At 71.2% G+C, this 24002-nt stretch carries 26 protein-coding genes; 12 read left to right on the plus strand and 14 right to left on the minus strand.

Annotated features, from left to right (window positions below; genetic code table 11):
* Positions 1-2 precede the first annotated feature (2 nt).
* Entirely contained in the window at positions 3-455 is a 453-nt protein-coding gene (locus tag BHU06_RS09100; protein WP_070398863.1) for a TM2 domain-containing protein, read from the plus strand.
* A gap of 10 nt (positions 456-465) precedes the next feature.
* Here the strand turns inward: BHU06_RS09100 and BHU06_RS09105 are convergent, their stop codons facing one another.
* Genes BHU06_RS09105 through BHU06_RS09115 form a run of 3 tightly spaced genes read right to left on the minus strand, consistent with a single transcriptional unit; the run spans position 466 to position 2262 of the window.
* Positions 466-1434 carry an AEC family transporter gene (locus BHU06_RS09105; RefSeq protein ID WP_070398864.1) on the minus strand — a complete coding sequence of 323 codons (969 nt, stop codon included), beginning with the start codon at positions 1432-1434 and terminating at the stop codon, positions 466-468.
* A 60-nt stretch (positions 1435-1494) separates the two neighbouring features.
* On the minus strand, positions 1495-1740 hold the full coding sequence (locus BHU06_RS09110; RefSeq protein ID WP_070398865.1) for a hypothetical protein: 246 nt from the start codon (positions 1738-1740) through the stop codon (positions 1495-1497).
* Positions 1741-1743: 3 nt separating this feature from the next.
* Entirely contained in the window at positions 1744-2262 is a 519-nt protein-coding gene (locus tag BHU06_RS09115) for a Fur family transcriptional regulator (RefSeq protein ID WP_070398866.1), read from the minus strand.
* A 113-nt stretch (positions 2263-2375) separates the two neighbouring features.
* Here BHU06_RS09115 and BHU06_RS09120 point away from each other — a divergent pair, with 113 nt between their 5' ends.
* From BHU06_RS09120 to BHU06_RS09135, 4 genes are all read left to right on the plus strand, one after another.
* Positions 2376-3251: an EamA family transporter gene (locus BHU06_RS09120; RefSeq protein WP_217494347.1), complete on the plus strand. Its 876-nt coding sequence runs from the start codon at positions 2376-2378 to the stop codon at positions 3249-3251.
* Positions 3252-3267: 16 nt separating this feature from the next.
* Positions 3268-4224, plus strand: coding sequence for a diiron oxygenase (locus BHU06_RS09125; protein WP_070398867.1), 957 nt, complete (start codon positions 3268-3270; stop codon positions 4222-4224).
* 190 nt (positions 4225-4414) lie between these two features.
* Entirely contained in the window at positions 4415-4714 is a 300-nt protein-coding gene (locus tag BHU06_RS09130) for a RidA family protein (RefSeq protein ID WP_175442828.1), read from the plus strand.
* A 22-nt stretch (positions 4715-4736) separates the two neighbouring features.
* Positions 4737-6059 carry a (Fe-S)-binding protein gene (locus tag BHU06_RS09135; RefSeq protein WP_070398869.1) on the plus strand — a complete coding sequence of 441 codons (1323 nt, stop codon included), beginning with the start codon at positions 4737-4739 and terminating at the stop codon, positions 6057-6059.
* A gap of 29 nt (positions 6060-6088) precedes the next feature.
* Here the strand turns inward: BHU06_RS09135 and BHU06_RS09140 are convergent, their stop codons facing one another.
* The 6 genes from BHU06_RS09140 to BHU06_RS09165 all read right to left on the minus strand — a co-directional run bounded on the left by BHU06_RS09140 (position 6089) and on the right by BHU06_RS09165 (position 12453).
* On the minus strand, positions 6089-6871 hold the full coding sequence (locus BHU06_RS09140) for a 3-hydroxybutyrate dehydrogenase (protein WP_070398870.1): 783 nt from the start codon (positions 6869-6871) through the stop codon (positions 6089-6091).
* Complete coding sequence (locus BHU06_RS09145; protein ID WP_070399209.1) at positions 6868-9057, minus strand: acetate--CoA ligase family protein; 2190 nt, start codon at positions 9055-9057, stop codon at positions 6868-6870. Before BHU06_RS09145 ends, BHU06_RS09140 begins: the two co-directional genes overlap by 4 nt.
* A gap of 13 nt (positions 9058-9070) precedes the next feature.
* Positions 9071-10090, minus strand: a complete 1020-nt coding sequence (locus tag BHU06_RS09150; protein ID WP_070398871.1) for a 3-hydroxyacyl-CoA dehydrogenase family protein — start codon at positions 10088-10090, stop codon at positions 9071-9073.
* A gap of 1 nt (position 10091) precedes the next feature.
* Positions 10092-10487: a RidA family protein gene (locus BHU06_RS09155; protein WP_070398872.1), complete on the minus strand. Its 396-nt coding sequence runs from the start codon at positions 10485-10487 to the stop codon at positions 10092-10094.
* Positions 10488-10497: 10 nt separating this feature from the next.
* Positions 10498-11460, minus strand: a complete 963-nt coding sequence (locus tag BHU06_RS09160; protein ID WP_070398873.1) for a tripartite tricarboxylate transporter substrate binding protein — start codon at positions 11458-11460, stop codon at positions 10498-10500.
* Between the two features lie 189 nt (positions 11461-11649).
* Positions 11650-12453, minus strand: coding sequence for an IclR family transcriptional regulator (locus BHU06_RS09165; protein ID WP_070398874.1), 804 nt, complete (start codon positions 12451-12453; stop codon positions 11650-11652).
* Positions 12454-12559: 106 nt separating this feature from the next.
* On the opposite strand from BHU06_RS09165, the gene BHU06_RS09170 reads away from it, so the two are divergent.
* Positions 12560-13534, plus strand: a complete 975-nt coding sequence (locus tag BHU06_RS09170) for an NADPH:quinone oxidoreductase family protein (protein WP_070398875.1) — start codon at positions 12560-12562, stop codon at positions 13532-13534.
* Between the two features lie 8 nt (positions 13535-13542).
* Complete coding sequence (locus tag BHU06_RS09175) at positions 13543-14469, plus strand: LysR family transcriptional regulator (protein WP_070398876.1); 927 nt, start codon at positions 13543-13545, stop codon at positions 14467-14469.
* Between the two features lie 21 nt (positions 14470-14490).
* On the opposite strand, the gene BHU06_RS09180 is transcribed toward BHU06_RS09175, so the two are convergent.
* From BHU06_RS09180 to BHU06_RS09195, 4 genes are all read right to left on the minus strand, one after another.
* Positions 14491-15267 (minus strand): ferredoxin--NADP reductase, encoded by a 777-nt coding sequence (locus tag BHU06_RS09180; protein ID WP_070398877.1) that lies wholly within the window; start codon positions 15265-15267, stop codon positions 14491-14493.
* A 13-nt stretch (positions 15268-15280) separates the two neighbouring features.
* A complete protein-coding gene (fdxA, locus tag BHU06_RS09185) occupies positions 15281-15613 on the minus strand; it encodes a ferredoxin FdxA (RefSeq protein WP_070398878.1) in 333 nt (110 codons plus the stop codon).
* A gap of 123 nt (positions 15614-15736) precedes the next feature.
* The gene (msrA, locus tag BHU06_RS09190) at positions 15737-16273 is read right to left on the minus strand and encodes a peptide-methionine (S)-S-oxide reductase MsrA (protein ID WP_070398879.1); all 537 of its coding nucleotides are present in this window, start codon (positions 16271-16273) and stop codon (positions 15737-15739) included.
* Positions 16274-16369: 96 nt separating this feature from the next.
* Positions 16370-17263: a LysR family transcriptional regulator gene (locus BHU06_RS09195; protein WP_070398880.1), complete on the minus strand. Its 894-nt coding sequence runs from the start codon at positions 17261-17263 to the stop codon at positions 16370-16372.
* A gap of 102 nt (positions 17264-17365) precedes the next feature.
* On the opposite strand from BHU06_RS09195, the gene BHU06_RS09200 reads away from it, so the two are divergent.
* Complete coding sequence (locus tag BHU06_RS09200) at positions 17366-18247, plus strand: class I SAM-dependent methyltransferase (protein ID WP_070398881.1); 882 nt, start codon at positions 17366-17368, stop codon at positions 18245-18247.
* On the opposite strand, the gene BHU06_RS09205 is transcribed toward BHU06_RS09200, so the two are convergent.
* Entirely contained in the window at positions 18244-19140 is an 897-nt protein-coding gene (locus BHU06_RS09205) for a LysR family transcriptional regulator (protein ID WP_070399210.1), read from the minus strand. The genes BHU06_RS09200 and BHU06_RS09205 overlap by 4 nt on opposite strands.
* A 113-nt stretch (positions 19141-19253) precedes the next feature.
* On the opposite strand from BHU06_RS09205, the gene BHU06_RS09210 reads away from it, so the two are divergent.
* From BHU06_RS09210 to BHU06_RS09225, 4 genes are all read left to right on the plus strand, one after another.
* Positions 19254-20447, plus strand: coding sequence for an acyl-CoA dehydrogenase (locus BHU06_RS09210; RefSeq protein WP_070398882.1), 1194 nt, complete (start codon positions 19254-19256; stop codon positions 20445-20447).
* 76 nt (positions 20448-20523) lie between these two features.
* Entirely contained in the window at positions 20524-22002 is a 1479-nt protein-coding gene (locus BHU06_RS09215) for a potassium/proton antiporter (protein WP_070398883.1), read from the plus strand.
* Positions 22003-22111: 109 nt separating this feature from the next.
* Positions 22112-22771 (plus strand): TetR/AcrR family transcriptional regulator, encoded by a 660-nt coding sequence (locus BHU06_RS09220; RefSeq protein WP_070398884.1) that lies wholly within the window; start codon positions 22112-22114, stop codon positions 22769-22771.
* Positions 22772-22829: 58 nt separating this feature from the next.
* A complete protein-coding gene (locus BHU06_RS09225) occupies positions 22830-23981 on the plus strand; it encodes an efflux RND transporter periplasmic adaptor subunit (protein WP_139147024.1) in 1152 nt (383 codons plus the stop codon).
* Positions 23982-24002 lie beyond the last annotated feature (21 nt).

The raw sequence follows: 24002 nt of genomic DNA on the forward strand, positions 1-24002 counted from the left end.
ACGTGGCGGCACGCAAGAACAAGACGCTGGCCGTCTGGCTGGCGCTCATCGGCGGCGCCCTGGGCCTGCACCGTTTCTACCTGCGCGGCCTGGGCGACTGGGTGGGCTGGCTGCACCCCCTGCCCACGGCCCTGGGCTGGTACGGCGTGGAGCGCGTGCTGGCCTACGGGCAGGACGACAAGCTCTCCTGGGTGCTGATCCCCCTGCTGGGCCTGAGCATCGCCGCCGCCTGCCTCACGGGCATCGTCTACGCCCTGGCCGACGCCGAGAAGTGGGACCGCTGGTTCAACCCCGCAACCCCTGGGGGTGCGGGCAGCCACACCAATTGGCTGACCATGATCGCCCTGGTGCTGCTGCTGCTGACGGGCACCATCGCCTTCATGGGCAGTCTGGCCTTCGGCTTTCAGCGCTACTTCGAATACCAGGTGGAAGAGGCGCGCAAGATCAGCCAGTGAGGCCCGCGGCTCAGCCCGCGAGCGGGTTGAGCCAGGCCATCGCCGTCATCACCACGCTCAGGGTGAACAGCGCGAGCCCGGTGGACAGGCCCATGCTCGCGGTGGTGAGCGCCTGCGCGGTGTCGTAGCGCTGCGCGAACAGGAAGACGTTGGCGCCCACCGGCAGGGCGGCGGCCACCACCATCACCGTCAGCGGCAGGCCGGTGATGCCCAGCCCCCAGGCCGACAAACCCACCAGCAGCGGCAGCAGCAGGTTCTTCACCAGCGACACACCCAGCGCGGGCCGCCAGTGCCCGGCCAGCGGCGTGCGCGCCAGGCTCACGCCCACCAGCACCAGCGCGATCGGGCCGAAGGCGCTGCCCAGCAGCTGCAGCGGCTTGTCCACCACCACGGGCAGGGCCCAGCCGGTCTGCGCGTACAGCAGGCCGCACAGGATGGGCAGCGGGATCGGGTGGATCACCGTGCCCTTGATGACCGAGCCCAGCGTGGCCCACAGCGGCGGCGTGGTCTCGCCGCGCTCGCGCGCCTCGCGCGTGACCACCAGCTCCAGCACCACCGAACCCACGCTGAGCAGGATGAAGGCGTGCACCGACACCAGGGTCAGCATGGTCACCAGCGCCGGCTTGCCATAGGCCAACTCGGCCAGGGTGATGCCGATCATCACCATGTTGGAGAACACCCCCGCCATGGCCACCACCACGCTCTCACGGCTGAAGCCGCGCCAGGCGACCGCGGTGAAGAAGACCAGCAGCACCACCGGGAAGTAGGCCAGCACGGGCCGCAGGTCCAGCTCTTCCAGGTGCACCGAGGCCATGGTGCGAAACAGCAGCGAGGGAATGAGGATCAGGAACACGAGGTTGGACAAGTCCTTGACCGCCGTGTCGCGGATCCAGTCGCGCCGACCCGCCAGGTAACCCAGCGCGATGAGCAGGAAGACCGGTGTGAGGGAGACGAAGAGAGGGTGCTGGGCCAGGTTCACCCGGCGATGGTATCGCCCGCTCCCGCCGGCACCGGGTGCGGGCGGGCCAGGCGCGGTGCGTCAATGCGCGTGGCGCAGGCCGCAGTACTTGCCCAGGGCCAGTCCCTTGCAGGCCTCGGCGAGCGCCGCCTGGCAGGCCTTCTCGCCCTTGCCCGCCTCCAGGCATTTGGCCGCGCCTTCGTGCGCGGCCGCCATGGCGCGGTGGCGCTGGATGTCTTCCTGGATTTCTTTCTGCGAGTGCTGCGCGAAGGCCGCGCCAGCGGACAGCAAGGCAGCGAGGACGGCGGGGATGGCGAGGGCTTTCATGGTTCAGCTCCGGGGTTGGGAAAGGGTGTCGGTATCGGCGCAGCGCGCGCACACGCCCAGCAGGGCCAGTTCCGCGCGCTCGACCACCACGCCCTGGCGCGCCAGCGCGCGCTGCAGGCCGCGCAGCCAGGCCAGGGCGGTGGGCGTGTCGTCCAGCGTGCGGTCCTGGCCGCAGCGCCGGCATTCGAAACGTGGCCGCAGCGCCGGTGCGCCGCGCGGGGAAACCGGCGCGGCGGGGTCCTGCAGGCGGTAGCGCCAGGTGCCCCGGTCGTCGCTGTGGCGCGCCAGCACGGCGCAGGCGGCCAGGCGATCGAGCAAGCGGTAGAGCGTCACGCGGTTGGGCCCGTGCCCGCGCTGGCGCAGGGCCTGCAGCACCTGCGCGTGCGTGAGCCCCTGGCCCGGGCGGGCCAGGAACACGCCCAGGGCCGCGCGCGTGGCCAGGGTGCGGCGCAGGCCGGCGGCGTCCAGGCGCGCCTGCAAGGCGGCGGGCACGGCATCGGTGTCGGCGGGGAAGCGGGCCATGGCGTCGAGGTTATCGCAACAGAGTTGCAAATAATAACCCCATGCAAGGCCCCGGCCGGTCCGCCGCGCGGCGCCTGACTACACTGCCCGCTCCCTCCCCACCCGCACCGACCTTGCCTACCCCGCACCTGCTGCTTGCCCTGGCCGTCGTGGCGGTCTGGGGCACGAACTTCGTCGTCATCCGCTGGGGGCTGGACGGACTGCCTCCCTTCCTGTTCGCCACCCTGCGGTTCACCTTCTCCGCCCTGCCCTGGCTGCTGTTCGTGCCGCGACCCAAGGCCTACTGGCGCTCCATGGCCGCCGTCGGTGTGCTGCTGGGCCCGGGGCAGTTCGGGCTGCTGTTTTTTGCCATCAACGGCCACATCTCACCCGGCCTGGCTTCCCTGGTGGTGCAGGTGCAGGTGTTCTTCACCATCGGCCTGTCGCTGTGGCTCCTGCGCGAGCGCGTGCGGGGCTACCAGGTCGCCGGCCTGCTGCTGGCCATCGCCGGCCTGGGCGTGATCGCCGCCCACCTGGACGCCAGCGTCACCCTGCTCGGGCTGGGCATCATCCTCGCCGCCGCGTTCTTCTGGGCCGCATCCAACCTGGTGGTCAAGTCGCTGGGGGGGGTGAACATGCTGCACTTCATGGTCTGGAGCAGCGTGTTCGCGGTGCCGCCGCTGCTGGCGATATCGCTGATGGTGGAGGGGCCGGCGCTGATCGCGCAGTCGCTGCGCTCGGCCGGCGCGGTGGTGTGGGCCAGCGTGCTGTGGCAGGCGCTGGGCAACACCCTGTTCGGCTACGGCGTCTGGAACTGGCTGCTGGGGCGCCACCCGGCCGCCACCGTCACGCCCCTGGCGCTGCTGGTGCCGGTGTTCGGCATGAGCGCCTCGGCCCTGTCGCTGGGGGAGTCGCTGCCCGGCTGGAAGCTGGGCGCGGCCGCCCTGGTGCTGCTGGGTCTGGCGGTGATCGTCTGCTGGCCGGTGCTGCAGCGCCGGCTGGCCGCCTGAACCCGGGCCCCGCGTCATGCGCCCAGCCGACGACGACCCGTTCAAGGACTGGATCGCCACCTCGGCCGTGCGCGCCAAGCCGTCGCTGACCGACTTCGCGCTCGGCCGGGGCGAAGACCTGGCCAGCGTGCGCTGGTTCGTCTTCGGCGCCCAGGACGAACTGCTGTCCCACCCGGCCCTGCGCCCGCTCGGCCTGGCCGAGCGCAACCGCCTCGCCGCCGCGCGGCTGGTGCAGTTCCTGGACGACATGACGCTCACCGAGCACCGCATCGTCAACACCGCCGCGCAGGCCATCGCGCAGAACCGCCTGAAGGACTTCCTGCCCGAGCCCATGGCGCTGGACGCGCTCAAGCTCTACACCGACGAGGGCTACCACGCCTTCTTCACCGCGCACGCGAGCCGCGCGCTGCGCCAGTGCTTCTCCCTGGCGGCGCGCGACGAACCGAGCCTGAAGATCGCGGCCTTGGAGGCCTGGGTGGCCGAGGCCCCGCCGGCGCAGCGCGACCTGGCCTGGTTCATGGTCGGCTTCGTCGGCGAGACCATGATCACCAAGGCCATCGTCGACTCGATGCGCGGCACCGCGCACTCGGGCCTGCAGCGCCTGCTGCTGGCCCACCTGGAAGACGAGTGGGTGCACGCGCGCTACTTCGCGCAGGCCTTCGCGCTGGTGTGGAAGGGCCTGGACGCGCCGGCGCGCGCGCACTGGGGCGGCCAGCTGCCGCGGGTCATGGCGGCCTTTCACGCGCGCGATCCCCGCCTCCACGGGGAATGGCTGGAACAAGCCGGACTGGGCGTCGCCGCGCGCGAACGCGTGCTGGGCAGGCTGTGCGGCGGTGAGGGCCTGGCCACCCGCACGCGCCAGCTCTGCGCCAACACCCTGCAGGTCCTTGAGCGCTGCGGCGCGCTCAAGGACAGGGCCGTGCGCGAGCGCTTCGTCGAGGCCGGCCTGATCGACCCCGACCACCACCGCTGAGGCGCGGCGCGCCGCGCACCGTTCCGCCAATCGAAAGCATCGAGAGCCGCCCGCAATTGAAGCGGGGGTGCCGCGTGCGTAACCTCGTCGCACCCACTCGCGGCGGGCCCGCCGCCGCTCAAGGACCCCGATGCCCGACACCCCCCGATTCCTTCCCGTTCACAGCGTTGACATCGCCGGCGCCCGCCTGATGTTTGTCTCCGGTGCCACCGCGGGCACCGCCGCGCCTTACGACACCGCGCAGCAGACACGCATCGTGTTCGACAAGATCCTGGCCCGGCTGGCCGAGCATGGCGCCACGCGCGACGACATCCGCAAGCTCACGGTGTTCCTCACCGACATCCGCGAATACGCGCTGTTCAGCGAGGTGCGCAACCAGCTGTTCGCCGACTCTCCCGCCCCACCGGCCAGCTCGGCGGTGGAGGCGCGCCTGGGCTCGGCCTCGGTGCGCGTGGAGATCGAAGCCATTGCGGTGCGCCTCGGCGGCTGAAGCGATCCTCGAGGAGTCCCCCATGAACACCCCCACCCCCGCCCAAGCCGGCTTCAGCGACTACGTCGACCAGGCCTGGGCCGACATGCTGTCCGCCTGCACGCGCTGCGGCGCCTGCGTCGAGGTCTGCCCGGTGCGGCCGTTCGCGCCCGGCCTGGCCGAGGCCGACCCCGGCCAGGTCGTCTCCGGCGTGCTCGACTTCATGCGCGACTCGGTACCGCTGCCGCCGGCCTCCGCCACCTGGGTGCGCCAATGCAATGGCTGCGGCGACTGCATCCCCGCCTGCCCCGAGGGCATCAACCCGCGCCGCCTGGTGATGATGAGCTGTTCCAAGGTGTCCCAAGTGGACAACCCGACGCCACACGTGTTCCGCAAGATGGCGCGGGCCATCCGCATCATGGTCTCCATGCAGCTGCTGCCGGCCGAGGTGGCGCGGCTGCTCAGGCCGCCGCAGGCCCGGCCGGTGGATGTCGTCTTCTACACCGGCTGCAATCCGATCCGCACGCCGCACGTGCTGTTCAACGTGATGACCATCCTGGACCGCCTGGACGTCGAGTACGAAGTGATGGGCGGCCCTTCGGCCTGCTGCGGCATCGTCTACAGCAAGTGGGAGGGCGATCTCAAGAAGGGCGGGCGCGTGTCCGAGCAGACGCTGCAGCGCTTCGGCGAATTCACGCCGCAGAAGGTGCTGAGCTGGTGCCCCTCGTGCCAGATCCACCTGGGGGAAACGATCAAGGGCTACCGCGAAGTCGCCTTCGATTTCGACCACATCACCCAATTCCTGCTCGAGCACGAAGCCGAACTGATCGGGCGCTTCACAACGCCAGTGAACGAGCGCGTGGTGGTGCACACCCACCGCGGCCTGCCCGAGGTGGGCCAGGCGGTGCTGCGCCTGCTGCGCGCCATCCCTGGCCTGACGGTGGTGGCCGAGGCCGAGGAGCCCGGCTACATGTGCGGCGCCTCGGGCTCCGACCGCTCGCCCGAGCTCAAGGCCCACGTGCGCCAGGACACGCTGGCGCTGTGCCGGCAGAACAACGTGGACGCGCTGGTGTCGCTGTTCCATGGCTGCCACCTGCAGTTGTCCAAGGAAGGCCACACGCACGGCTTTCGCGTGACCAACTTCACCGAGCTGCTGGTAAGGGCCCTGGGCGAGCAGCCCTGCCCGGACACGGTGGAGCCCTACCGCCTCATCAAGGACTGGCGCGCGATGGTGGACGAGGCCGCGCCGCTGCTCAAGGCCAACGGCATCCAGATGGACCCGGACGAATTGGCGGCGGTGCTGCCCGAGGTCTTCACCTCGGCCGAATTCCGCGGCGGGCTGTGCAGCTTCGCGCCCAACGAATGACGGACAGGGCCTGAGCGCCCACCGGGCGCTCAGGCCGCGGCGTAGCCGCCGTCCAGGTTCCAGGCCACGCCGCGCGTTTGCGCCGCCTCATCCGACACGAAGTAGGCCGCCAGCGCGGCCACCTGCTCCAGCGTCACGAAATCCTGCGAGGGCTGCTTCACCAGCAGCTGGCGCACGACGTCCTCGCGGCTGCCGCCCTCAGCCGCGTGGCGCGCCTGCAGTTGCCGCTCGACCAGGGGCGTGAGCACCCAGCCCGGGCAGATGGCATTGCAGGTAATCGCCTCGGTGGCGGTCTCCAGCGCGGTGACCTTGGTCAGGCCCACCAGGCCGTGCTTGGCGGCCACGTAGGCCGCTTTCATGGGCGCGGCCACCAGGCCGCTGACCGAGGCGATGTTGACGATGCGGCCCCAGCCCCGCGCGCGCATCAAGGGCAACGCCAGGCGCGTGGTGTGAAACGCCGCGCTCAGGTTGACGGCAAGGATGGCGTCCCAGCGCTCGGGCGGAAATTGATCGATCGGCGCCACGTGCTGGATGCCGGCGTTATTGACCAACACGTCCAGGCGGCCATGGTCCTGTGCCACGGCGGCCATCAGCCGCTCGATCTGCGCCGGCTGCAGCAGGTCGGCCTCGAAGTGGCGGGCCTGCGGCGCGCCCAGCTTCCTCAGCGCCTCCTCGATCGCGGCCACGCCCTCGGGCGGGGCGAAGCCATGCAAGGCCATGCGGAAACCCTCGCGCGCCAGGCGCCGGGCGATGGCCAGGCCAATGCCGCTGGTGGACCCGGTCACCAGCGCCACGCGCTCGCCGGCGCTCATTCGGCCAGCTCCACCGGCGGCTCGACGTGACACACATCGGGTGCCGCGCGCAGCCGCACCAGCCCATCCACCGCCACCGCGCCGTCGCCGCGCGCGATCAGCGGGTTGATCTCCAGTTCGTCGATGTGCTCGCGCAAGGCCCAGGCCGCGTCGGACACCGCCTCGACGGCCCGCGCCAGCGCGGCCAGGTCCACCGCGGCGCTGCCGCGCGCGCCTCGCAGCAGCGGCCAGGCGCGCAGGCGCTGCAAAAGCGCGGGCACCAGTTCGCGGCCCACCGGCAGGGGCGCGTGCACCACGTCGCCCAGGACCTCGGTCCAGAGACCGCCCAGGCCCAGGCTCATAACCAGCCCAAACACCGGGTCGCGCGCCACGCCCACCAGCAGCTCCACGCCAGGCGCGGCCTGCGCCTGCACCAGCGCGCCTTCCACGCGGGCCCGCGGCGCGCGCTGCGCCACCGCTTGCTGCACACGTTCATAGGCTTCGCGCACGGCCACCTCGTCGCGCAAGTGCAAGCGCACCCCCCCCACGTCGGACTTGTGCGCGAGGTCGGCGCCCAAGACCTTGAGCGCCACGGGGTAGCCGATGGCGCGCGCCGCCTGCACCGCGGCGTCGGCGTCCCGCACCGCGCGTTCGGCCACCGTGGGCACGCCCAGGGCCGCGAGCAGGCGCTTCGATTGGTGCTCGTCGAGCAGCGTTCGGCCTTGTTCGCACGCCTCGCGCAGGAGGCCAAGGGCGGTCGCGCCGAGGCCCGGCCCGGCCGCCGAGACCCGCACCGTGGGCATCGACGCGTAGCGGCGCCGGTTCTCGTGCCAATGGGCGAGGCTGGCCAGCGCCTGCACGGCCCGCGTGGTGTCGTCGAACACCGGGATGCCAGCGTCTTCGAGCGCGCCGCGGCGCGCCACCTGGCCGGTGGAAATCACCGCCACCAGCCGCCCCGCGCGGCGCGACACCTCGGCGATGCCTTCGGCCATGCGGTCGATCAGGAAACCCGGCGCGTACAGCACGGCGAAGTCCGCCTCGCCCGAGTCGAAGATGTGCTGCAGCGCCTCGGCGCTGAACTGGTGGCGGTTGACGATGTTGCCGGTGAAGTCCACCGGGTTGCGCACCATACCGAAGCGCGGAATGCCCGCGTGCAACGCATCGCGCAGCGAAGCGGAGAACTCCGGCAGTTCCACGCCGGCCTGGGTGAAGGCGTCGGCCAGCAGCGCGCCGATGGCGCCCGAGATGGTGAGAACCGCCACGCGCCGGCCGCTCGCGCGCTGCCGGAAACGGGCCAGGTAGGCGATGTCGGCCGTGTGCAGGATGTCGCGCGCCGGCACCACACACAGGCGCTCGAAGACGGCGCGGTAGACGGCGCCGCTGCCGGCCAGGGCGGCGGTGTGCGAGGCCGCGGCCTGTGCACCCTTGTCGGTCTCGCCCGCCTTGAGCAGGGCCAGCAAGCGGCCCTCGTCACGCAGCCGCGCGGCCACGCGCTCGAAACGCGGGCCATCACGCAGGCCCTCGATGTAGCCGACGATGGCCTCGGTGCCTGGGCGATCGGCGAGGTACTCCAGGTACTCGGCGAACTCCACGCAGGCCTCGTTGCCGGTGTTGATCACCACGCCGAAGCGCACGCCGAGCTGGCGCCCCGCCGCGTAGATGGCCGAGCACAGGCTGCCGCTTTGGGTGATGAGGCCGGTGTCCCGCGGCGCGGGCGGTGGCTCGACCGTGCGAAAGATGGCGGTGAAGGTGCTGTAGGCGTGGCTGTCCAGGTTGCCAAAACCCATGCAATTGGGGCCGGCCACCACGATGCCGAGTTCGCGCGCGGCGTCCACCAGCTCGGCCTGCAGCGCCAGGCCCTCGGCGTCGCCGGCCTCGGCGAAACCAGCGGCGAAGACCACCGCGGCGCGGATGCCGCGCGCGGCCGCCTGCCGCAGCACCGGCACCACCTCGGGAGCGGCCACGGCGATCACGATCAGGTCGGCCGGCTCGGGCGTGGAGGCGATGTCGGGGTAGCAGCGCAGGCCGGCGATCTCGCCGTACTTCGGGTTGATGGGATAGATGGCGCCCCGAAAGCCCCGCTCGGTCAGCAGGGCCACGGGCATGCCACCCAGGCGCGTGAGGTCGGCCGAGGCGCCGTAGACGGCGATCGAACGCGGATCGACCAGGGGTTGCAGGCGCCGGGTGTCGGCAGGAACGGAGGGCATCATTCAGGGGGGTTCAGATGGGGTGCGGATCGCTGACGAGCTCGGCCAGGCCGTGCATCGCCCGCCACAGGCGCAGATCGCGCTCGCGCTGCAACTGCAGCGGGGTGCGGCCGGCGTAGTCGTAGAAGCCCTTGCCGCTGGTGACGCCGAGTTCGCCGCGCGCCACCCGCTCCCGCAGCGGCGCGGGCGAGCGGTTCACCGGCGCGTCGACGATGTCGGGGTCGCCCAGGTTGCGCAGGCTCAGGTGCAACCCGGTGTAGTCGTAGCGCTGCATGAGACCCAGCACCTGCATGCGCGGCGCCAGGCTGGTGCGCACCGCCACGTCGAGCGCGGCGATGGAGATCACACCGTCCTCGATCATGGCGAAGGCCTCGCGGCCCAGGGCGCGCAGCAAGCGGTTGATGACGAAGCCGGGAACAAACTTGTCGAGCAGCACCGGCGCCTTGCCGAGGGCGCGCAACAGCGCCAGGGTCTCGTCGCGCAGGCTCTCGGGCACGGGCGGCTGGCACACCACCTCCACCAGCGGCAGGATGTGCGGCGGCGCGAACCAGTGCGCCACCAGCAGGCGCGGCGCCAGCGCCGCCGGCGCCAGGCCAAAGACGTCCAGCGTCGAGGTGTTGCTCCACACCACCGCGTGCGGCGGCGCTTCGTCCGCGATGCGCTCGAACACGCCGCGCTTGATCTCGCGGTTCTCGGGCACGGCCTCGATGACCAGGTCGGCCCGGCCCAGGGCCTCGCCCGCCTCCAGGCGCGGGGTGACGCGGGCGATCGCGCGGGCGGCCGATTCGGGCGTGCACAGCCCGGCCTCCTGCTTGAGCAGCAGCGCGTCGGCCAGCGCGGCCATGCCCGCGTCCAGCGCCGGCTGGCTCACCTCGCACAGGTCCACCGGCATGCCGTGTTCGGCGAACACCAGCGCGATGCCCGGGCCCATCACGCCCGCGCCCAGCACCACCACGCGCATCTGCGCGGGCAGCACGGACCGGCCGGCCAGGCTCAGGCCATCGGTGGCCTTGCCATGCGTTGCACCGTTCATCTCAGTCCAGCACCGCGATGGCCTCGACCTCGAGCAGAAGCTCCGGCCGCGCGAGCGAAGCGACGCCCACCATGGTGCTGGCCGGCAAGCCCTCCGGGTTGAGGAAGGGCGAGCGCGCCTCGCGGATCGCGCGCGCCTTGTCGGGATCGAGGTCGCGCACGAACAGCACGGTCTTCACCACGTCGTGCATCGACGCGCCCTCGGCCTGCAGCGCGGCCTGCAGGTTGCGGTAGACCTGACGCGTCTGCGCCGCCAGGTCGCCCTCGCCCACGACGCGCCCGCTGGCGTCGTACGAGACCTGCCCCGACACGAAGACGGTGGTGCGGCCCGTGGTGCGCGCCGTGTGGGAAAAGCCGTTCGGCCGGGCCAGGCCCTCGGGTGACAGGAAGCGGTTCATGCCGGCCGCCTCACAGCGAGTTCTTCATGCCCAGGCGCTCGATGGTGCGCGCCTCCTCGGCGTAGGTCTTGGCGGCCCAGGCCGTGTAATCGGCCGAGTTCATGTAGATGACGGGTTGGTCGAAGCGGTCCACGATCTCCATCACCTTGGGATCGTTCAGACCGGTGCGGAAGGCGTCGTGCAGGACCTTGACCACGGCCGGGTCCATGCCTCGGGGGCCCACGATGCCGAACGGCGAATCGGACGCCGTGTCGTAGCCCAGTTCCTTGAGCGTCGGCACGTTGGGCCAGCGCTTGGTGCGCTGGCTGCCGTAGGTGGCCAGCAAACGCATCTTGCCGCTGTCCACGTGCGGTGCCCAGCCCGTCGTGTCGGTGCCCACCATGATGTGGCCGCCCAGCAGCGCCGGCAGCATGTCCGCGCTGCCTTTGTAGGGCACGTGGGTGAGTTCGATGCCGGCGCGCGAGGCGAACTCGTCCATGGCCAAGTGTGGGCCCGCGCCGATGCCGGTGGAGCCGTAGGTGATCTTGCCCGGGTTGGCCTTGGCGTAGTCCACCAGGTCCTTGACGGTCTTGAACGGCGAGTCCGCGCGCACCACCATGCCGAAGGTATAGCCCGTCAGGTTGATGATGAAGGTGAAGTCCCGGACCGGGTCGAAGGTCTGCGTGCGCTGCATGTGCGGCACGCGGAACATGCCCATCGGGCATTGCGTGAGGGTGTAGCCGTCCGGCCGCGCGGTCCGCATCGTGGGCGCTGTCATGGTGCCGGCGGCGCCCGGCTTGTTCTCGACCACGATGGACTGGCCGAGGGCCCGCCCGGCCGCTTCGGCCAGGGCGCGGAACATCAGATCGGTCGGCCCGGCGGCGGGAAACGGGCAGTACAGCAGCACGGGCCGGGACGGAAAGGCCTGGGCGGCGGCGAGCAGCGGCAGTGCGCCTGCTGCGCCGGTGGCAAGAAGCAATTCACGACGTCGCATGGGGGGCTCCGGTTGGGAATGGCGCCGAAAGGAGCTCGGCGTCCGGGCCTGTTCGTCAAGTTCCGCAGGGCAGAATTGATGAAGGACTTGAATTCAGTTTAGCCAGCCAGCCGACGCCGGTAAACCGGGACACCCCCCACCTCCGGGCATTTGCGACGGCAGAAAGCTTCCGTTTGCCGCCGCTCGTTTTCAGTTCTCGGAACGGATCGCGCGCTCGATGCGGGCGGCCGTCTCGATCAGCCGCGGCCCCAGGCAGGCCAGTCTGGCCGCGTCCATGCTGCTGGCCGGCCCGCCGCAGTTGAGACCGAACCGGTCGCGGCCGTCGCCCGGGTCCAGCGTCACCGCCACGGCGCCGATGTCCGCGCCCGGCGACGAACGCACGTAGCCATGGCGCTCCAGGTGCGCCTGTGCCTCGGCCAGGCCGCCGCGCCCCTGTTCCCACTCGGCGGGCGCCTCCGCCCGCAGGGCCTTGAGCGCCTTGTCGCGCGTGTCGGCATCGAGCGAGAACAGCATGGCACGCCCGATCGCCGAGCGCGCCAGCGACAGGCGCGCACCCACATCCAACCCCAGGGTCAGCGGCGCCGCCGACCGGCAATGCGCCACGTAAACCGCCCAGCCGCCGCTGCGCACCGCCAGCGACACGGCCGCGCCGGCCTCGTCGGCCAGGGCCTGCATGAAGGGCCGCGCGATGCGGCCCAGCTCGAAGTGCGACAGCACGCGAAACCCCAGGCCCAGCACCGGCAAGCCCAGCGCATACATCTCGCGCTCGGGCGAGTGCTCCAGGTAGCCCAGCGCGGTGAGCGTGTAGGTCATGCGCGAGACCGTGGCCTTGGGCAGGCCGGTGCGGTGCGCGATCTCCTGGTTGGGCAGCCATCGCTCCGATGGCTGGTAGCAGCGCAGCACGTCCAGGCCACGCGCCAGCGCCGTCACGAAACGGCGGTCGCCCTCGGCGTCGGAGCGGCGGGTCTTGAGTGGTTTGGCGGTGCGTCCCATGGCGTCCTCATTTGGTTCCGCTGTGCAGAATAGGAATTCTATTCAGATGGCCCGGACAGCGCCTCGTGGCTATACTGGACCGCGAACTCCAACCGACAGAGACACGATGAAAGCTGTGGTTTGCAGACAATGGGGATTGCCGGAATCCCTGGTGGTGGACGAGCTGCCTTCGCCCACGCCCGGCCCGGGCGAAGTCCTCATCGAGGTCCACGCCGCTGGCGTGAACTTCCCCGACACCCTCATCATCCAGCGCAAGTACCAGGTGCAGCCCGAACTGCCCTTCTCGCCCGGTGGCGAGGTGGCGGGCCGGGTGCTGGCGCTGGGCCCGGGCGTCAGCGGCTGCCGGGTGGGCGATCGGGTGGTCGGCAGCGCCGCTTTCGGCGGTTTCGCGCAAGAGGCCGTGGTGGCGGCCGAGCGTGTGGTGCCGCTGCCCGAGGACATGCCCTATGAACAGGCGGCCGCCTTCGTGCTGGCCTATGGCACCAGCCTGCACGCGCTGAAAGACCGCGCCCGCCTGCTGGCGGGCGAGACGCTGCTGGTGCTGGGCGCCGGCGGCGGCGTGGGCATCGCGGCGGTGGAGATCGGCAAGGCCATGGGCGCGCGGGTGATAGCCGCAGCGTCCGACGCGCAGAAGCTGGCCCTGTGCGTGGCCCATGGGGCAGACGACACCATCAACTACGCCAGCGAGGACCTGCGCGAGCGCCTGAGCGGGCTGGTCCCCGGCGGTCCGCAGGTCATCTTCGACCCCGTGGGCGGGGCCCTCAGCGAAACGGCGTTCCGCGGCATCGCCTGGGAGGGGCGCCACCTGGTGGTGGGCTTCGCCGCTGGCGAGGTGCCGCGCCTGCCGCTCAACCTGCCGCTGCTCAAGGGCGCGTCCGTCATGGGCGTGTACTGGGGCGCCTTCCTGCGCCGCGACCCGGAGACCACGCGTGCCCACATGCGCGAGCTGTTCGCGCTGCGCAACAGCGGCGCGGTGCGCCCTCCCGTGACACGCAGCTACCGCATGGAAGAGGCCGGCCAGGCGCTGCGCGACGTGATGGAGCGGCGCGTCAAGGGCAAGGTGGTCATCCTCGTCCGTTAGGAGTCCCCATGGTCCGTCTGGGTGAAGACATTTCCTCGCGCAAGCTCGAGGTGCTGGTGGCCTACCTGGAACATCGAACGCTCAGCGCGGCCGCCGATGCGCTCAACACCAGCGCGGTGAGCGTGCACCGCGCGCTGCACTCGCTGGAGGACAGCGTGCGCTGCTCGCTGTTTCGCCACGAGGGTCGCGTGCTGGTGCCCACCGAAGCCGCCCACACGCTGGCCGGCGTGGCCCAGGACGTGCTGGGGCGGCTGGAGCGCGGCATCGAAGCCACGCGCGCGGCCGCGGGCTACTCGTCGGACCGGCTCAAGATCGGTTCGCTGTACTCCCTCACCAGCCACCTGCTGCCCGAACTCATCAAGGCGATGAACCAACGCCGGCCGAACGTGCAGTGCGAACTGGTCCTGGGCAAATCGCGCAACGAACTGCTGCCGCGCCTGCGCCAGGGGCTGGTCGACTCGGTGTTCGCCGAGATCAGCCCGGCCGACACGGACCTGGTCTGCCTGCCGCTGTTCGAGGACGAGCCCTGCTTCGCCGCGCCCCTGTCCTCGCCCCTGGCGGCGCTGGACGCGATCACGCTGGCCGATCACGCCGGCGAAAAAACCGTGACCCTGGCCGAGGGACCGTTCTCGGCCGAGCGCCTGGCCGAGCGCTTCCCGGACTTCCGGCCCACGGTGGTGATGGAGGTGCAGGACATCTTCACGCAGCTGAACCTGGTGGCCAGCGGCATGGCCTGCGCCGTGGTGCCGGGGCGCATCCGCGCGATGTACCAGCACCTGGTGCGCTTCGTTCCCCTGGCCGAGGGTCAGGGCGCGCGCCAGACCATCGGGCTGTGCTTCATGAAGGCGCGCGAACGCGACCCGAACCTGCTGGCGCTGTCCTCGGTCGCCCGGCTGTTCGTGCGCGGGCGGGAACGCGACGCCGCGCGCGCCTGAGCGGCGGCGCCGGCGGCCCGTTCAGCGCTGCGCGAAGGCCTTCTCGATCACGTAGTGGCCCGCGTGGCCGGTCTGCGGCGACGCCATGAAGCCGCGCGCGTCGAGCCGCGCCGTCAGGTCCGCCAGCATGGACGGACTGCCGCACAGCATCACGCGATCGCTGGCCGCATCCAGCGCCGGCAGGCCGGCGAGGCGCGCCAGCGCGCCCGTGTCCATCAGCTCGGTGATGCGGCCCTGCGTGTGAAAGGCCTCGCGCGTGACGGTGGGCAGGTAGACCAATTGCTCGCGCACCATCTCGCCCAGGAACTCGTCTCGCGGCAAGTCCTCGGTGATGGTGTGCGCGTAGGCCAGGTCGGACACCTTGCGCACCGAGTGCACCAGCACGATCTTGCGGAAGCGCTCGTACACCACCGGGTCGCGGATGATGCTCATGAATGGCGCCAGGCCCGTGCCGCTGCCCAGCAGGTACAGGTGTTCACCCGGCAGCAGGTCGTCGATGACCAGCGTGCCCACGGGCTTGCTGCTGACCAAGACCTCGTCGCCCGGCCGGATGTTCTGCAAGCGCGACGTCAGTGGCCCCCCGGGCACCTTGATGCTGAGGAACTCCAGGTGCTCCGCGTAGTGCGCGCTGGCGATGCTGTAGGCCCGCATCAGCGGACGGCCGTCGACCTCCAGCCCGAGCATCACGAAATGGCCGCTGTGAAAGCGCAGCGCCGACGAACGGGTGGTGCGAAAGGTGAAGAGTTCCTGGTTCCAGTGGTGAACAGACGAGACGGTTTCGCGCAGTACGCTGGCCATGGGTTTCCTTGTGTCAGGCGTGGGCCGGGTCGGCGGTGCCGAAGGCGGCGAGGAGTTTTCCGGGAACACCGTCCCAGTTCGCCGCATCGGCGGGCCGTTCGCCCGGGCGCTCGATCGCCGGCCACGCGGACGCGTACCGGGCGTTGAACGCCACCCAGCCGGCCGCGCTGGCGTCCGGCGCGATCGCATGGGCGGGGCATTCGGGCACGCACACGCCGCAGTCGATGCACAGGTCCGGATCGATGACCAGCATCGATTCGCCTTCGCGGAAGCAGTCCACGGGACAGACCGCGACGCAATCCATGTACTTGCATCGGATGCAGTTTTCGGTGACGACGTAGGGCATGGGCACTCGGGTGTGGTGGAGCCCCGAAGCTACCCATGGCCGCGCGCGCGATCAAACAAGCCGCCGTTGAACCCTTTCGCCGCGCGCAACGTTTCCCGGGCCGGCCAGCCGCGGCGCGGCGCCCTACTTCGCCAGCCGCGCGAAGGTCTTGCGGAACTTGGCCACCTTGGGCGCGGCCACCGCCATGCAATAGCCCTGGTGCGGGTTGCGCTCGAAGAAGTCCTGGTGGTAGTCCTCGGCCGGCCAGTAGTTCTCCAGCGGTTGCACCTCGGTCACGATGGGACGGCCGAAGGCGCCCTCCCGGGTGAGCTCGTCGATGATGGCGCGCGCCTCGGCCTGCTGCTCGGGCGTGGTGAAGTAGATGCCGCTGCGGTACTGCGTGCCCACGTCGTTGCCCTGGCGGTTGGGCGTGGTCGGGTCGTGCACCACGAAAAAGATCTCCAGCAGCTCGCGCGTGCTCACCTCGTCGGGGTCGTACTCCAGGCGCACCACCTCGTTGTGGCCGGTGCCGCCGGTGCACACCTGCTCGTAGCTGGGCTGCTTCAGGTGCCCGTTGCTGTAGCCCGACTCCACGTCGGTGACGCCGCGCACTTCCTTGTAGACCGATTCGGTGCACCAGAAGCAGCCGCCACCCAGCACCAGCACCTGTTTGTCGCTCATCGTGAATCTCCAGTGGTCCTTGCCAGACCGTGAGTAGACCACCCGCGGCTTTCACGGCGCCGCAGCGGGGCCTTGGGCCGCCGCCAGGGCGCCTACCTAGCCGGTGAGCACGGGCCGGAGCGCTTCGATCTCCGCCACCATGAACTCAAAGAAAGCGCTGACCCGCGCCGTCTGGCGGATCTCGGGCAGCGCGAGCAGCCGCCAATCGCGCGCGAGGGCCGGCACCGGCCCGAGCACCCGAACCAGTTGCGGGTCGGCGTCGCCCAGGGCGGTGGGCAGCGGCCCAATGGCCACACCCGACTTCACCGACAACAGCAGGCCCAGCACGCTGTCGTTGCGCGCCACCAGCGTCGCGTTCGGGGCCACCTGGCGCAGCCACTGGCTGGCCCGGTGCCTGGCCATGCTCTCGTCGAAACCCGCCAGGGGGTGCGCCTCGAGCGCTTCGATGGAGGCCGGCTGGCCGTGGCGCGCCACATAGTCCCGGCTCGCGTAGACCGCCCACAGCGAATCGCCCAGCTTGCGGCCGACCAGCGCGCCATCGTCCGTGTCGCCGGAGCGCAGCGCCACGTCGGCCTCGCCGGTGCGCAGATCGACGTACCTGTCGCTCATCACGAATTCCACGTGGTAGGCGGGATGCTTCGCATGGAAGCGCTCCAGCAGCCCCGACTGCGTGAGCCGGCTCACCAGCGGCTCGGGGCAGGTGAGGCGGATCACGCCCGCCACATTGCGCCGCGACACCACCAGTGCCTGCTCGAAGGCGGCGACGGACTGTTCGACCCGCTGGGCCGCGTCGAGCATCTCGGTGCCGAAATCGGTGAGCCGGTAGCCGCTGGGGTGGCGCTGAACCAGGGCGCGGCCGATATGCCGCTCCAAGGCGCCCACACGCCGCTGCACGGTGGACTGGTCGACCCCCAGCGCGCGGCCCGCGGCCAGCGTGCTGCCGTGCCGCGCCACCGCCACGAAGTACCGCAGGTCGTTCCAGTCGAGCATGGCCCGTTATGCACCACTGCGGCCCCCTTGTGCAAATCCGCGCCTTCCAGCGGTCGCCGCGCGGGCCTACGCTGGGTGCCCCGATCACCCGGAGACAGCACCATGAACCTCCCAACACCACAAGGGGCCACCGGCCCGGGTGCCAGCGGCGCCGCCAGCGCCTGGGACCGCGCGGCCGACGGCTGGAACCGCAGCACCCCGCTCATCCACGCCTGGCTGGCCCCGGCCACCGCGGCCATGCTGGCCCGGCTGAGGTTGCGGCCCGGCGCGCGGGTCCTCGACCTCGCGGCCGGTGCGGGCGATCAGACCAAGGACGTGGCCCAGGCCGTCGGCCCCACCGGCCATGTGCTGGCGACCGACATCTCGCCCAGGATCCTGGCCTTCGCCCAACGCAACCTGGGCGCGGCAGGGCTGGCCCATGTGCGGTACGCCGTCGCGGATGCGGAGCAGGCCGTGCCAGGCGAGGCGCCGTTCGATGCGGTGCTGTGCCGGCTCGGCCTCATGCTCTGCGCGAATCCCGCGGCCGCCCTGGCCTCGGCGTTCGAGGCCCTGCGGCCGGGCGGGCGCTTCGCCGCCCTGGTGTTCGGCGAGCCCGCGCACAACCCCTGCATCACGACCCTGATGAGGCTGGCCCGCCAGCACCGGGGCCTGAACGGCGGGGCATCGCCCTACACCGCGGGCGGCCTGTTCAGCCTGGCCGAGCCCGGCCGGCTGGCTGGCCTGCTGGCGGCGGCGGGGTATGCCGACATCGCGGTGGAGCCGCTCGCGGCGCCGTTCGCGCTGCCCGACGTGGCCACCTACATCGCCTTCGTCCGGGACTCGGGCTCGCCGATCATGGAACTGCTCGCGCCGCTGGACCCGTCGGCCCAGGCGGCGGCCTGGCAGGCCATGGCGGCGGCGCTGCAGCCGTTCACGGGTGAGCGTGGGTGGGTGGGACCCAACGAGCTGCTGCTCTGTTCGGCGACGCGGCCCCTCACGCACTAGTGCCCTGGCGCAACAGGACGCTGGCTCCGCACGACATCGAGAAAGGCCGCCAGCGCGGCGCTTTCACCGCCGTCCCGCCAGAGGCAATGCGTCTCGTACGGCGGCGAATCGCCCTGCAGCGGCACGAAGGCGGCCCCCGGCAGCCCGGCCTGCTGCAGGGCGGCCGGCACCAGCGAGACGCCCAGGCCCTGCGCCACCACCGACACCACGCTGAGCCAGTGGCGCAGCTCGAAGCGCACGTCGGGCTCGAAGCCGTGGTCGGCGCACAGGGCGAGCAGGCGGTCGTGGTAGTCGGGCGAGACGGCACGCGAGATCGCCACGAAGGGCTGGCCGGCCAGCGCGGCAGGCGCCAGCCGCCGCTTGCGCGCCAGCGCGTGGCCCGCCGGCACGCAGGCCACGAAGGCCTGGCGCGAGACCAGCACCTGCGAACAGCCCGGCGGCACGCGCGTGGTGTGCACGAAGCCGGCCTCCAGCCGCTGGTGCTGCAGGTCGATGAGCTGGTCGCTGGAGCTCATTTCGCGCAGCACCAGCTTCAGGCGCGGGTGACGCTGGGCGAAGCCGCGCAGGATCTGCGGCAGGCCCCGGTACAGCACGGTGCCCGCGAAGCCCACGCGCAGCTGGCCGCTCACGCCCTGGGCCACCTCGCGCGCCTCGCGCGCGGCCGCGCCAGCCGCCTCCAACAGGGCCCGCGCGCGTGGCACGAAGGCCTGGCCGGCGGGCGTGAGGGCCACGCCCCGGCTGTTGCGCACGAACAGCGGGGCGCCCACCGAAGCCTCCAGCTGCTGGATGTTGAGCGACAGCGGTGGCTGCGTCATGGCCAGGCGCGCGGCGGCGCGGCCAAAGTGCAGCTCCTCGGCCAGGGCGAGGAAACAGCGCAGGTGGCGGAACTCCATGGCCTTCTCCATCGATTTTCCGTTTGTATTCTTGGATACAGGATCGATATTAGACAGCTATGGCGCCACGGCGGACAATCCTTCGATTGCCCCAACGCACACGGAGACAGGACATGCTCTCGCCCAAGAAAGCCAAAGCCAGCTTCAGCTGGGAAGACCCCTTCCAGTTCGACGGCCAGCTCACCGAGGACGAGCGCGCCGTGCGCGACGCCGCCCACGCCTACTGCCAGGAACGCCTGCTGCCGCGCGTGACCGAGGCTTTCCGCAAGGAAGTCACCGACCCGGCCATCTTCCGCGAGATGGGTGACCTGGGCCTGCTGGGCGTGACCATCCCCGAGGCCTACGGCGGCGCCGGGCTCAACTACGTCTGCTACGGCCTGGTGGCGCGCGAGGTCGAGCGCATCGACTCGGGCTACCGTTCCATGATGAGCGTGCAAAGCTCGCTGGTGATGGTGCCCATCAACGAGTTCGGAACCGAGGCGCAGAAGCAGAAGTACCTGCCCAAGCTGGCCACGGGCGAATGGATCGGTTGCTTCGGCCTGACCGAGCCCAACCATGGCTCCGACCCCGGCAGCATGGTCACGCGCGCCAAGAAGGTGGCCGGCGGCTACAGCCTGTCGGGCGCCAAGATGTGGATCACCAACAGCCCGATCGCCGATGTCTTCGTGGTCTGGGCCAAAGACGACGACGGCGCGATCCGCGGCTTCATCCTGGAAAAGGGCGCCAAGGGCCTGTCCGCGCCCGCCATCCACAGCAAGGTGGGCCTGCGCGCCTCCATCACCGGTGAGATCGTGATGGACAACGTCTTCGTGCCGGAAGAGAACGCCTTCCCCGAGGTGCGCGGCCTCAAGGGGCCCTTCACCTGCCTGAACAGCGCGCGCTACGGCATCGCCTGGGGGGCGCTGGGCGCCGCCGAGGACTGCTACTTCCGCGCCCGCCAGTACGTGCTGGACCGCCAGCAGTTCGGCCGCCCGCTCGCGGCCAACCAGCTGATCCAGAAAAAGCTGGCCGACATGCTGACCGAGATCAGCCTGGGACTGCAGGGTTGCCTGCGCCTGGGCCGCCTCAAGGACGAGGGGACGGCGCCCGTGGAGCTCACCTCCATCCTCAAGCGCAACAGCTGCGGCAAGGCCCTGGACATCGCCCGCCTGGCGCGCGACATGATGGGCGGCAACGGCATCAGCGACGAGTTCGGCGTGGCGCGCCACCTGGTCAACCTCGAAGTGGTCAACACCTACGAAGGCACGCACGACATCCACGCCCTGATCCTGGGCCGGGCGATCACCGGCATCGCGGCGTTCAACTGAATCGCCTGAGCCGGGCGCCCGCGCGCCCCGGTGCAACCCGCTGAGCGGCGTGCACGCTTTCTGCTAGCGTGCGGGCGTGCACCACCTGCTCGACGCCCTCTCCCTGCCGCTGTTCGCCGCCGCCGCGCTGGTCTTCGTCAGCGTGCTGGCCGGCGTGGTGTCCACGCGCGCCGGCTTCTCGCTGCTGCTGGTCTTCCTGGTCGCGGGCATGCTGGCCGGCAAGGACGGGCCCGGCGGTTTCAGCTTCAACGACTTCCGCCTGGCCTTCTGGGTCGGCAACGTCGCGCTCGCCGTGATCCTGCTGGACGGCGGGCTGCGCACCGAACTGGCCACCTTCCGCACCGGCCTGAGGCCCTCCATGCTGCTCGCCACGGTGGGCGTGCTGGTGTCCGCGGCCATCACCGGCGCGGCGGCTCATTGGCTGCTGGCCCTGTCCTGGCCCATGGCCCTGCTGGTGGGCGCCATCGTGGGCTCCACCGATGCGGCGGCGGTATTTGCGCTGCTGAAGTCGTCCGGCGTTCGGCTCAACGAGCGCGTGGCCGCCACGCTGGAGATCGAGTCGGGCATGAACGACCCGATGGCGGTCTACCTCACCCTGGCCTTCATCGGCGTGGCGCTGGCCCTGGGCAACGCGGTGGCGAACGAGGTCACGCTGGGCGGCATCGCCTGGTCGCTGCTGCTGCAGTTTGGCTGGGGCGCGGCCATGGGCCTGGGCAGCGGCTGGGGCCTGGCCGAGCTGCTCAAGCGCCTGGGGCGCGGCGCCGACGGCGGCGGCGGCATCCGCGCCCTGCTCATCGTCTCGGGTGGGCTGGCGGTGTTCGCGCTCACCACCTGGCTGGGCGGCTCGGGCTTCCTGGCGGTCTACGCCATGGGCGTGGTGGCGGGCAACCGCGCGCGCCGGCTGGTGCGCTCCTCGCTCTCGGCCATGGACGGCTACGCCTGGCTGGCGCAGGCCGGCATGTTCCTGCTGCTGGGCCTGCTGGTGTCGCCCAGCGAAATGATGGACACCTTGCTGCCGGCCCTGGGCGTGTCGCTGGTGCTGATGCTGGTGGCACGGCCGGTGGCGGTGTGGCTGTGCCTCAGGCCTTTTCACTTCTCGCCGCACGAAATCGGCTTCATCGCCTGGGTGGGCCTGCGCGGCGCGGTGCCCATCGTGCTGGCGGTGTTCCCCATGATGGCCGGCGTGCCCGGCGCGCACGGGTTCCTGGACGTCGCCTTCGTGGTGGTGCTCACGTCCCTGCTGCTGCAGGGCTCCACCATCGGCCTGGCGGCGCGCCGCGCCCACGTGGCCCTGCCGGACCTGGACGACACCGAAGAAGCCCGCCTGGTGTTCGGCGACTTCGTGCTCGACGCCAACACGCCGCTGGAGGGGCTGTGCGGCTTCTACGGGCTGCCGGTACCCGGCGAATCGGACCAGACGGTGGGCCAGTGGCTGCGCAACGAACTGCACCGCCCGCCGGTGGTGGGCGACGTGGCGGAACTGGGCAAGGCCGAAATCAGCGTGCGCGAGATGGACGCGAGCCGGATCACGCGGGTGGGCATCAAGCTGGGCTGAGCCCGCGCCGGCGGGCGTGCGCTGGCGCCGGCCCCGACTGGGCCCAGGCGGCACGCCGCATGGGCGGCTGGGGTATATTAATAACCCATCGGTCAGTAACTAGCGCCCCATGCCCGCCCCCCCCCCGTCACCGCCCGCCGAGGTCCCGCGCCGCGCCCGCCGCAAGGAAGCGCGCCCGGGTGAGCTGATCGAGGCGGCCCTGGCCCTGTTCGTCGAGAAGGGCTTCGCCGCCACGCGCGTCGAGGAGGTGGCCGCGCGCGCCGGGGTGTCCAAGGGCACGCTGTTCCTGTATTTCCCCAGCAAGGAAGACCTGTTCAAGGCCGTGGTGCGCGAAACCGTCGCGGGCCGCTTTCCGGAATGGTCGAACGAGTTGGCCGAGTTCCAGGGCGACAGCGTGGAGCTGGTGCGCTACGCCATGCACACCTGGTGGGAGCGCGTGGGCATGACGCCCGCGTCGGGCATCACCAAGCTCGTCATGGCCGAGGCGGGCACCTTCCCCGAGATCGCCAGCTTCTACCAGAACGAGGTGGTCGCCCCGGGCCACGAGCTGATCAAGCGCATCCTGCAGCGCGGCATCGACCGCGGCGACTTCCGCGAGATGCCGCTCGACTACGCGGTCTACAGCCTGATCGCGCCCATGATCTTCCTGCTCATGTGGAAACACGCCATGACGCCCTGCGCCCCGCCCTCGCAGCAGATCGATCCCCTGACCTTCATCGACACCCAGGTCGACCTGATCCTGAGCGGCATGCTCAAACGCCCGCGATGAGCCCCGCACGACCGCCCAAAAGGGCCCGCACCACAGCGCGCCGCGCGAAGGTTTCCCCATGACCACCTCCCGTCTGCGAAAGACCCTCTACTGGGCCCTGGCCGGGCTGGCCGTGGCCGCGCTGGCCTTGGGCGTGGTGCGCGCGCTGCACAAGCGCAGCGCCCAGGCCGCGCAGGCGAACGCCGCCGCCCAGGCCCTGCAGACCGCGCCGGTCTACGAGGTCGCCGCGCGCGACGTGTTCACGGTGCGCCGCCTCGCGCTGCAGCAAACGGCCGAGGTCTCAGGTTCGCTGGTGGCGGTGCAAACCGTGGCCATCAAGGCGCGCGTGGCCGGCGAGCTGCAAGGCCTGAACAAGCGCGAGGGCGACAGCGTGGCCGCCAACGAGGTGGTCGCGCGCATCGACCCGACCGAGCCGCAGGCGCGCGTGCGACAGGCCGAGCAGCAGGCCGAGTCGGCGCTGGCGCAGGTGCGCATCGCGCAGCGCAACCAGAACAACAACCAGGCCCTGGTGCAGCAGGGCTTCATCTCGGCCACCGCGCTGGACACCTCGCAGGCCAACCTGGCCGCGGCCGAGGCCAACCACCGCGCGGCCATGGCCGCGCTGGACATCGCACGCAAATCGCTCGCCGACACGGTGCTGCGCTCGCCCATCGCCGGCCAGATCGCCAGCCGGCCGGTGCGCAACGGCGAGCGCGTGGGCGTCGACACCCGCGTGCTCGAGGTGGTGGACCTCTCGGCCTTTGAGGTAGAGGCCGCGCTGAGCCCGGCCGACGCCGCGCGCATCGCCCCGGGCCAGCGCGCGCGCCTGGTGGTGGAGGGCCTGCCCGAACCGGTGAACGCCGCGGTGGCGCGCATCAACCCCAGCGTGCAGGCCGGCAGCCGCAGCGTGCTGGTCTACCTGCGGCTGACCGCCCAGCCGGGCATGCGCCAGGGCCTGTTCGCGCGCGGCGGGATCGTGGCCGGCACGGTCGAGGCCCCGGCCGTGCCGGTGTCGGCCATCCGCAACGACCGGCCCGAGCCCTACGTGCAGGTGCTGCGCGACGGCGTGGTCAAGCACGTGGCCCTGACGCCCGCGCCCACGGGCAGCGTGGACGGCGTGCCCCACCAGGCGGTGCCCGCCCTGGCCGAGGGCGACACCGTGCTGGCGGCCACGGCCGGCGCCATCCGCGACGGCACGCGCGTGAACCTGGCCGCCGCGGCCAAGCCCTGAGCCCCGGGAGCGCGACACGCC

Origin of the sequence: Hydrogenophaga sp. PML113 (genome assembly GCF_001777155.1) — a bacterium.
GTDB classification, from domain to species: Bacteria; Pseudomonadota; Gammaproteobacteria; order Burkholderiales; family Burkholderiaceae_C; genus Hydrogenophaga; species Hydrogenophaga borbori.

Excerpts from the sequence above, each read along its gene's own strand:
- BHU06_RS09160 (WP_070398873.1), bottom strand. The coding sequence starts at position 11,460 with ATGCGACGTCGTGAATTGCTTCTTGCCACCGGCGCAGCAGGCGCACTG.
- fdxA (WP_070398878.1), bottom strand. The coding sequence starts at position 15,613 with ATGCCCTACGTCGTCACCGAAAACTGCATCCGATGCAAGTACATGGAT.
- BHU06_RS09115 (WP_070398866.1), bottom strand. The coding sequence starts at position 2,262 with ATGGCCCGCTTCCCCGCCGACACCGATGCCGTGCCCGCCGCCTTGCAG.
- BHU06_RS09210 (WP_070398882.1), top strand. The coding sequence starts at position 19,254 with ATGCTCTCGCCCAAGAAAGCCAAAGCCAGCTTCAGCTGGGAAGACCCC.
- BHU06_RS09225 (WP_139147024.1), top strand. The coding sequence starts at position 22,830 with ATGACCACCTCCCGTCTGCGAAAGACCCTCTACTGGGCCCTGGCCGGG.
- BHU06_RS09135 (WP_070398869.1), top strand. The coding sequence starts at position 4,737 with ATGAACACCCCCACCCCCGCCCAAGCCGGCTTCAGCGACTACGTCGAC.
- BHU06_RS09150 (WP_070398871.1), bottom strand. The coding sequence starts at position 10,090 with ATGAACGGTGCAACGCATGGCAAGGCCACCGATGGCCTGAGCCTGGCC.
- BHU06_RS09165 (WP_070398874.1), bottom strand. The coding sequence starts at position 12,453 with ATGGGACGCACCGCCAAACCACTCAAGACCCGCCGCTCCGACGCCGAG.
- BHU06_RS09125 (WP_070398867.1), top strand. The coding sequence starts at position 3,268 with ATGCGCCCAGCCGACGACGACCCGTTCAAGGACTGGATCGCCACCTCG.
- BHU06_RS09155 (WP_070398872.1), bottom strand. The coding sequence starts at position 10,487 with ATGAACCGCTTCCTGTCACCCGAGGGCCTGGCCCGGCCGAACGGCTTT.
- BHU06_RS09110 (WP_070398865.1), bottom strand. The coding sequence starts at position 1,740 with ATGAAAGCCCTCGCCATCCCCGCCGTCCTCGCTGCCTTGCTGTCCGCT.
- BHU06_RS09195 (WP_070398880.1), bottom strand. The coding sequence starts at position 17,263 with ATGCTCGACTGGAACGACCTGCGGTACTTCGTGGCGGTGGCGCGGCAC.
- BHU06_RS09200 (WP_070398881.1), top strand. The coding sequence starts at position 17,366 with ATGAACCTCCCAACACCACAAGGGGCCACCGGCCCGGGTGCCAGCGGC.
- msrA (WP_070398879.1), bottom strand. The coding sequence starts at position 16,273 with ATGAGCGACAAACAGGTGCTGGTGCTGGGTGGCGGCTGCTTCTGGTGC.
- BHU06_RS09170 (WP_070398875.1), top strand. The coding sequence starts at position 12,560 with ATGAAAGCTGTGGTTTGCAGACAATGGGGATTGCCGGAATCCCTGGTG.
- BHU06_RS09140 (WP_070398870.1), bottom strand. The coding sequence starts at position 6,871 with ATGAGCGCCGGCGAGCGCGTGGCGCTGGTGACCGGGTCCACCAGCGGC.
- BHU06_RS09175 (WP_070398876.1), top strand. The coding sequence starts at position 13,543 with ATGGTCCGTCTGGGTGAAGACATTTCCTCGCGCAAGCTCGAGGTGCTG.
- BHU06_RS09205 (WP_070399210.1), bottom strand. The coding sequence starts at position 19,140 with ATGGAGTTCCGCCACCTGCGCTGTTTCCTCGCCCTGGCCGAGGAGCTG.
- BHU06_RS09130 (WP_175442828.1), top strand. The coding sequence starts at position 4,415 with ATGTTTGTCTCCGGTGCCACCGCGGGCACCGCCGCGCCTTACGACACC.
- BHU06_RS09145 (WP_070399209.1), bottom strand. The coding sequence starts at position 9,057 with ATGCCCTCCGTTCCTGCCGACACCCGGCGCCTGCAACCCCTGGTCGAT.
- BHU06_RS09220 (WP_070398884.1), top strand. The coding sequence starts at position 22,112 with ATGCCCGCCCCCCCCCCGTCACCGCCCGCCGAGGTCCCGCGCCGCGCC.
- BHU06_RS09180 (WP_070398877.1), bottom strand. The coding sequence starts at position 15,267 with ATGGCCAGCGTACTGCGCGAAACCGTCTCGTCTGTTCACCACTGGAAC.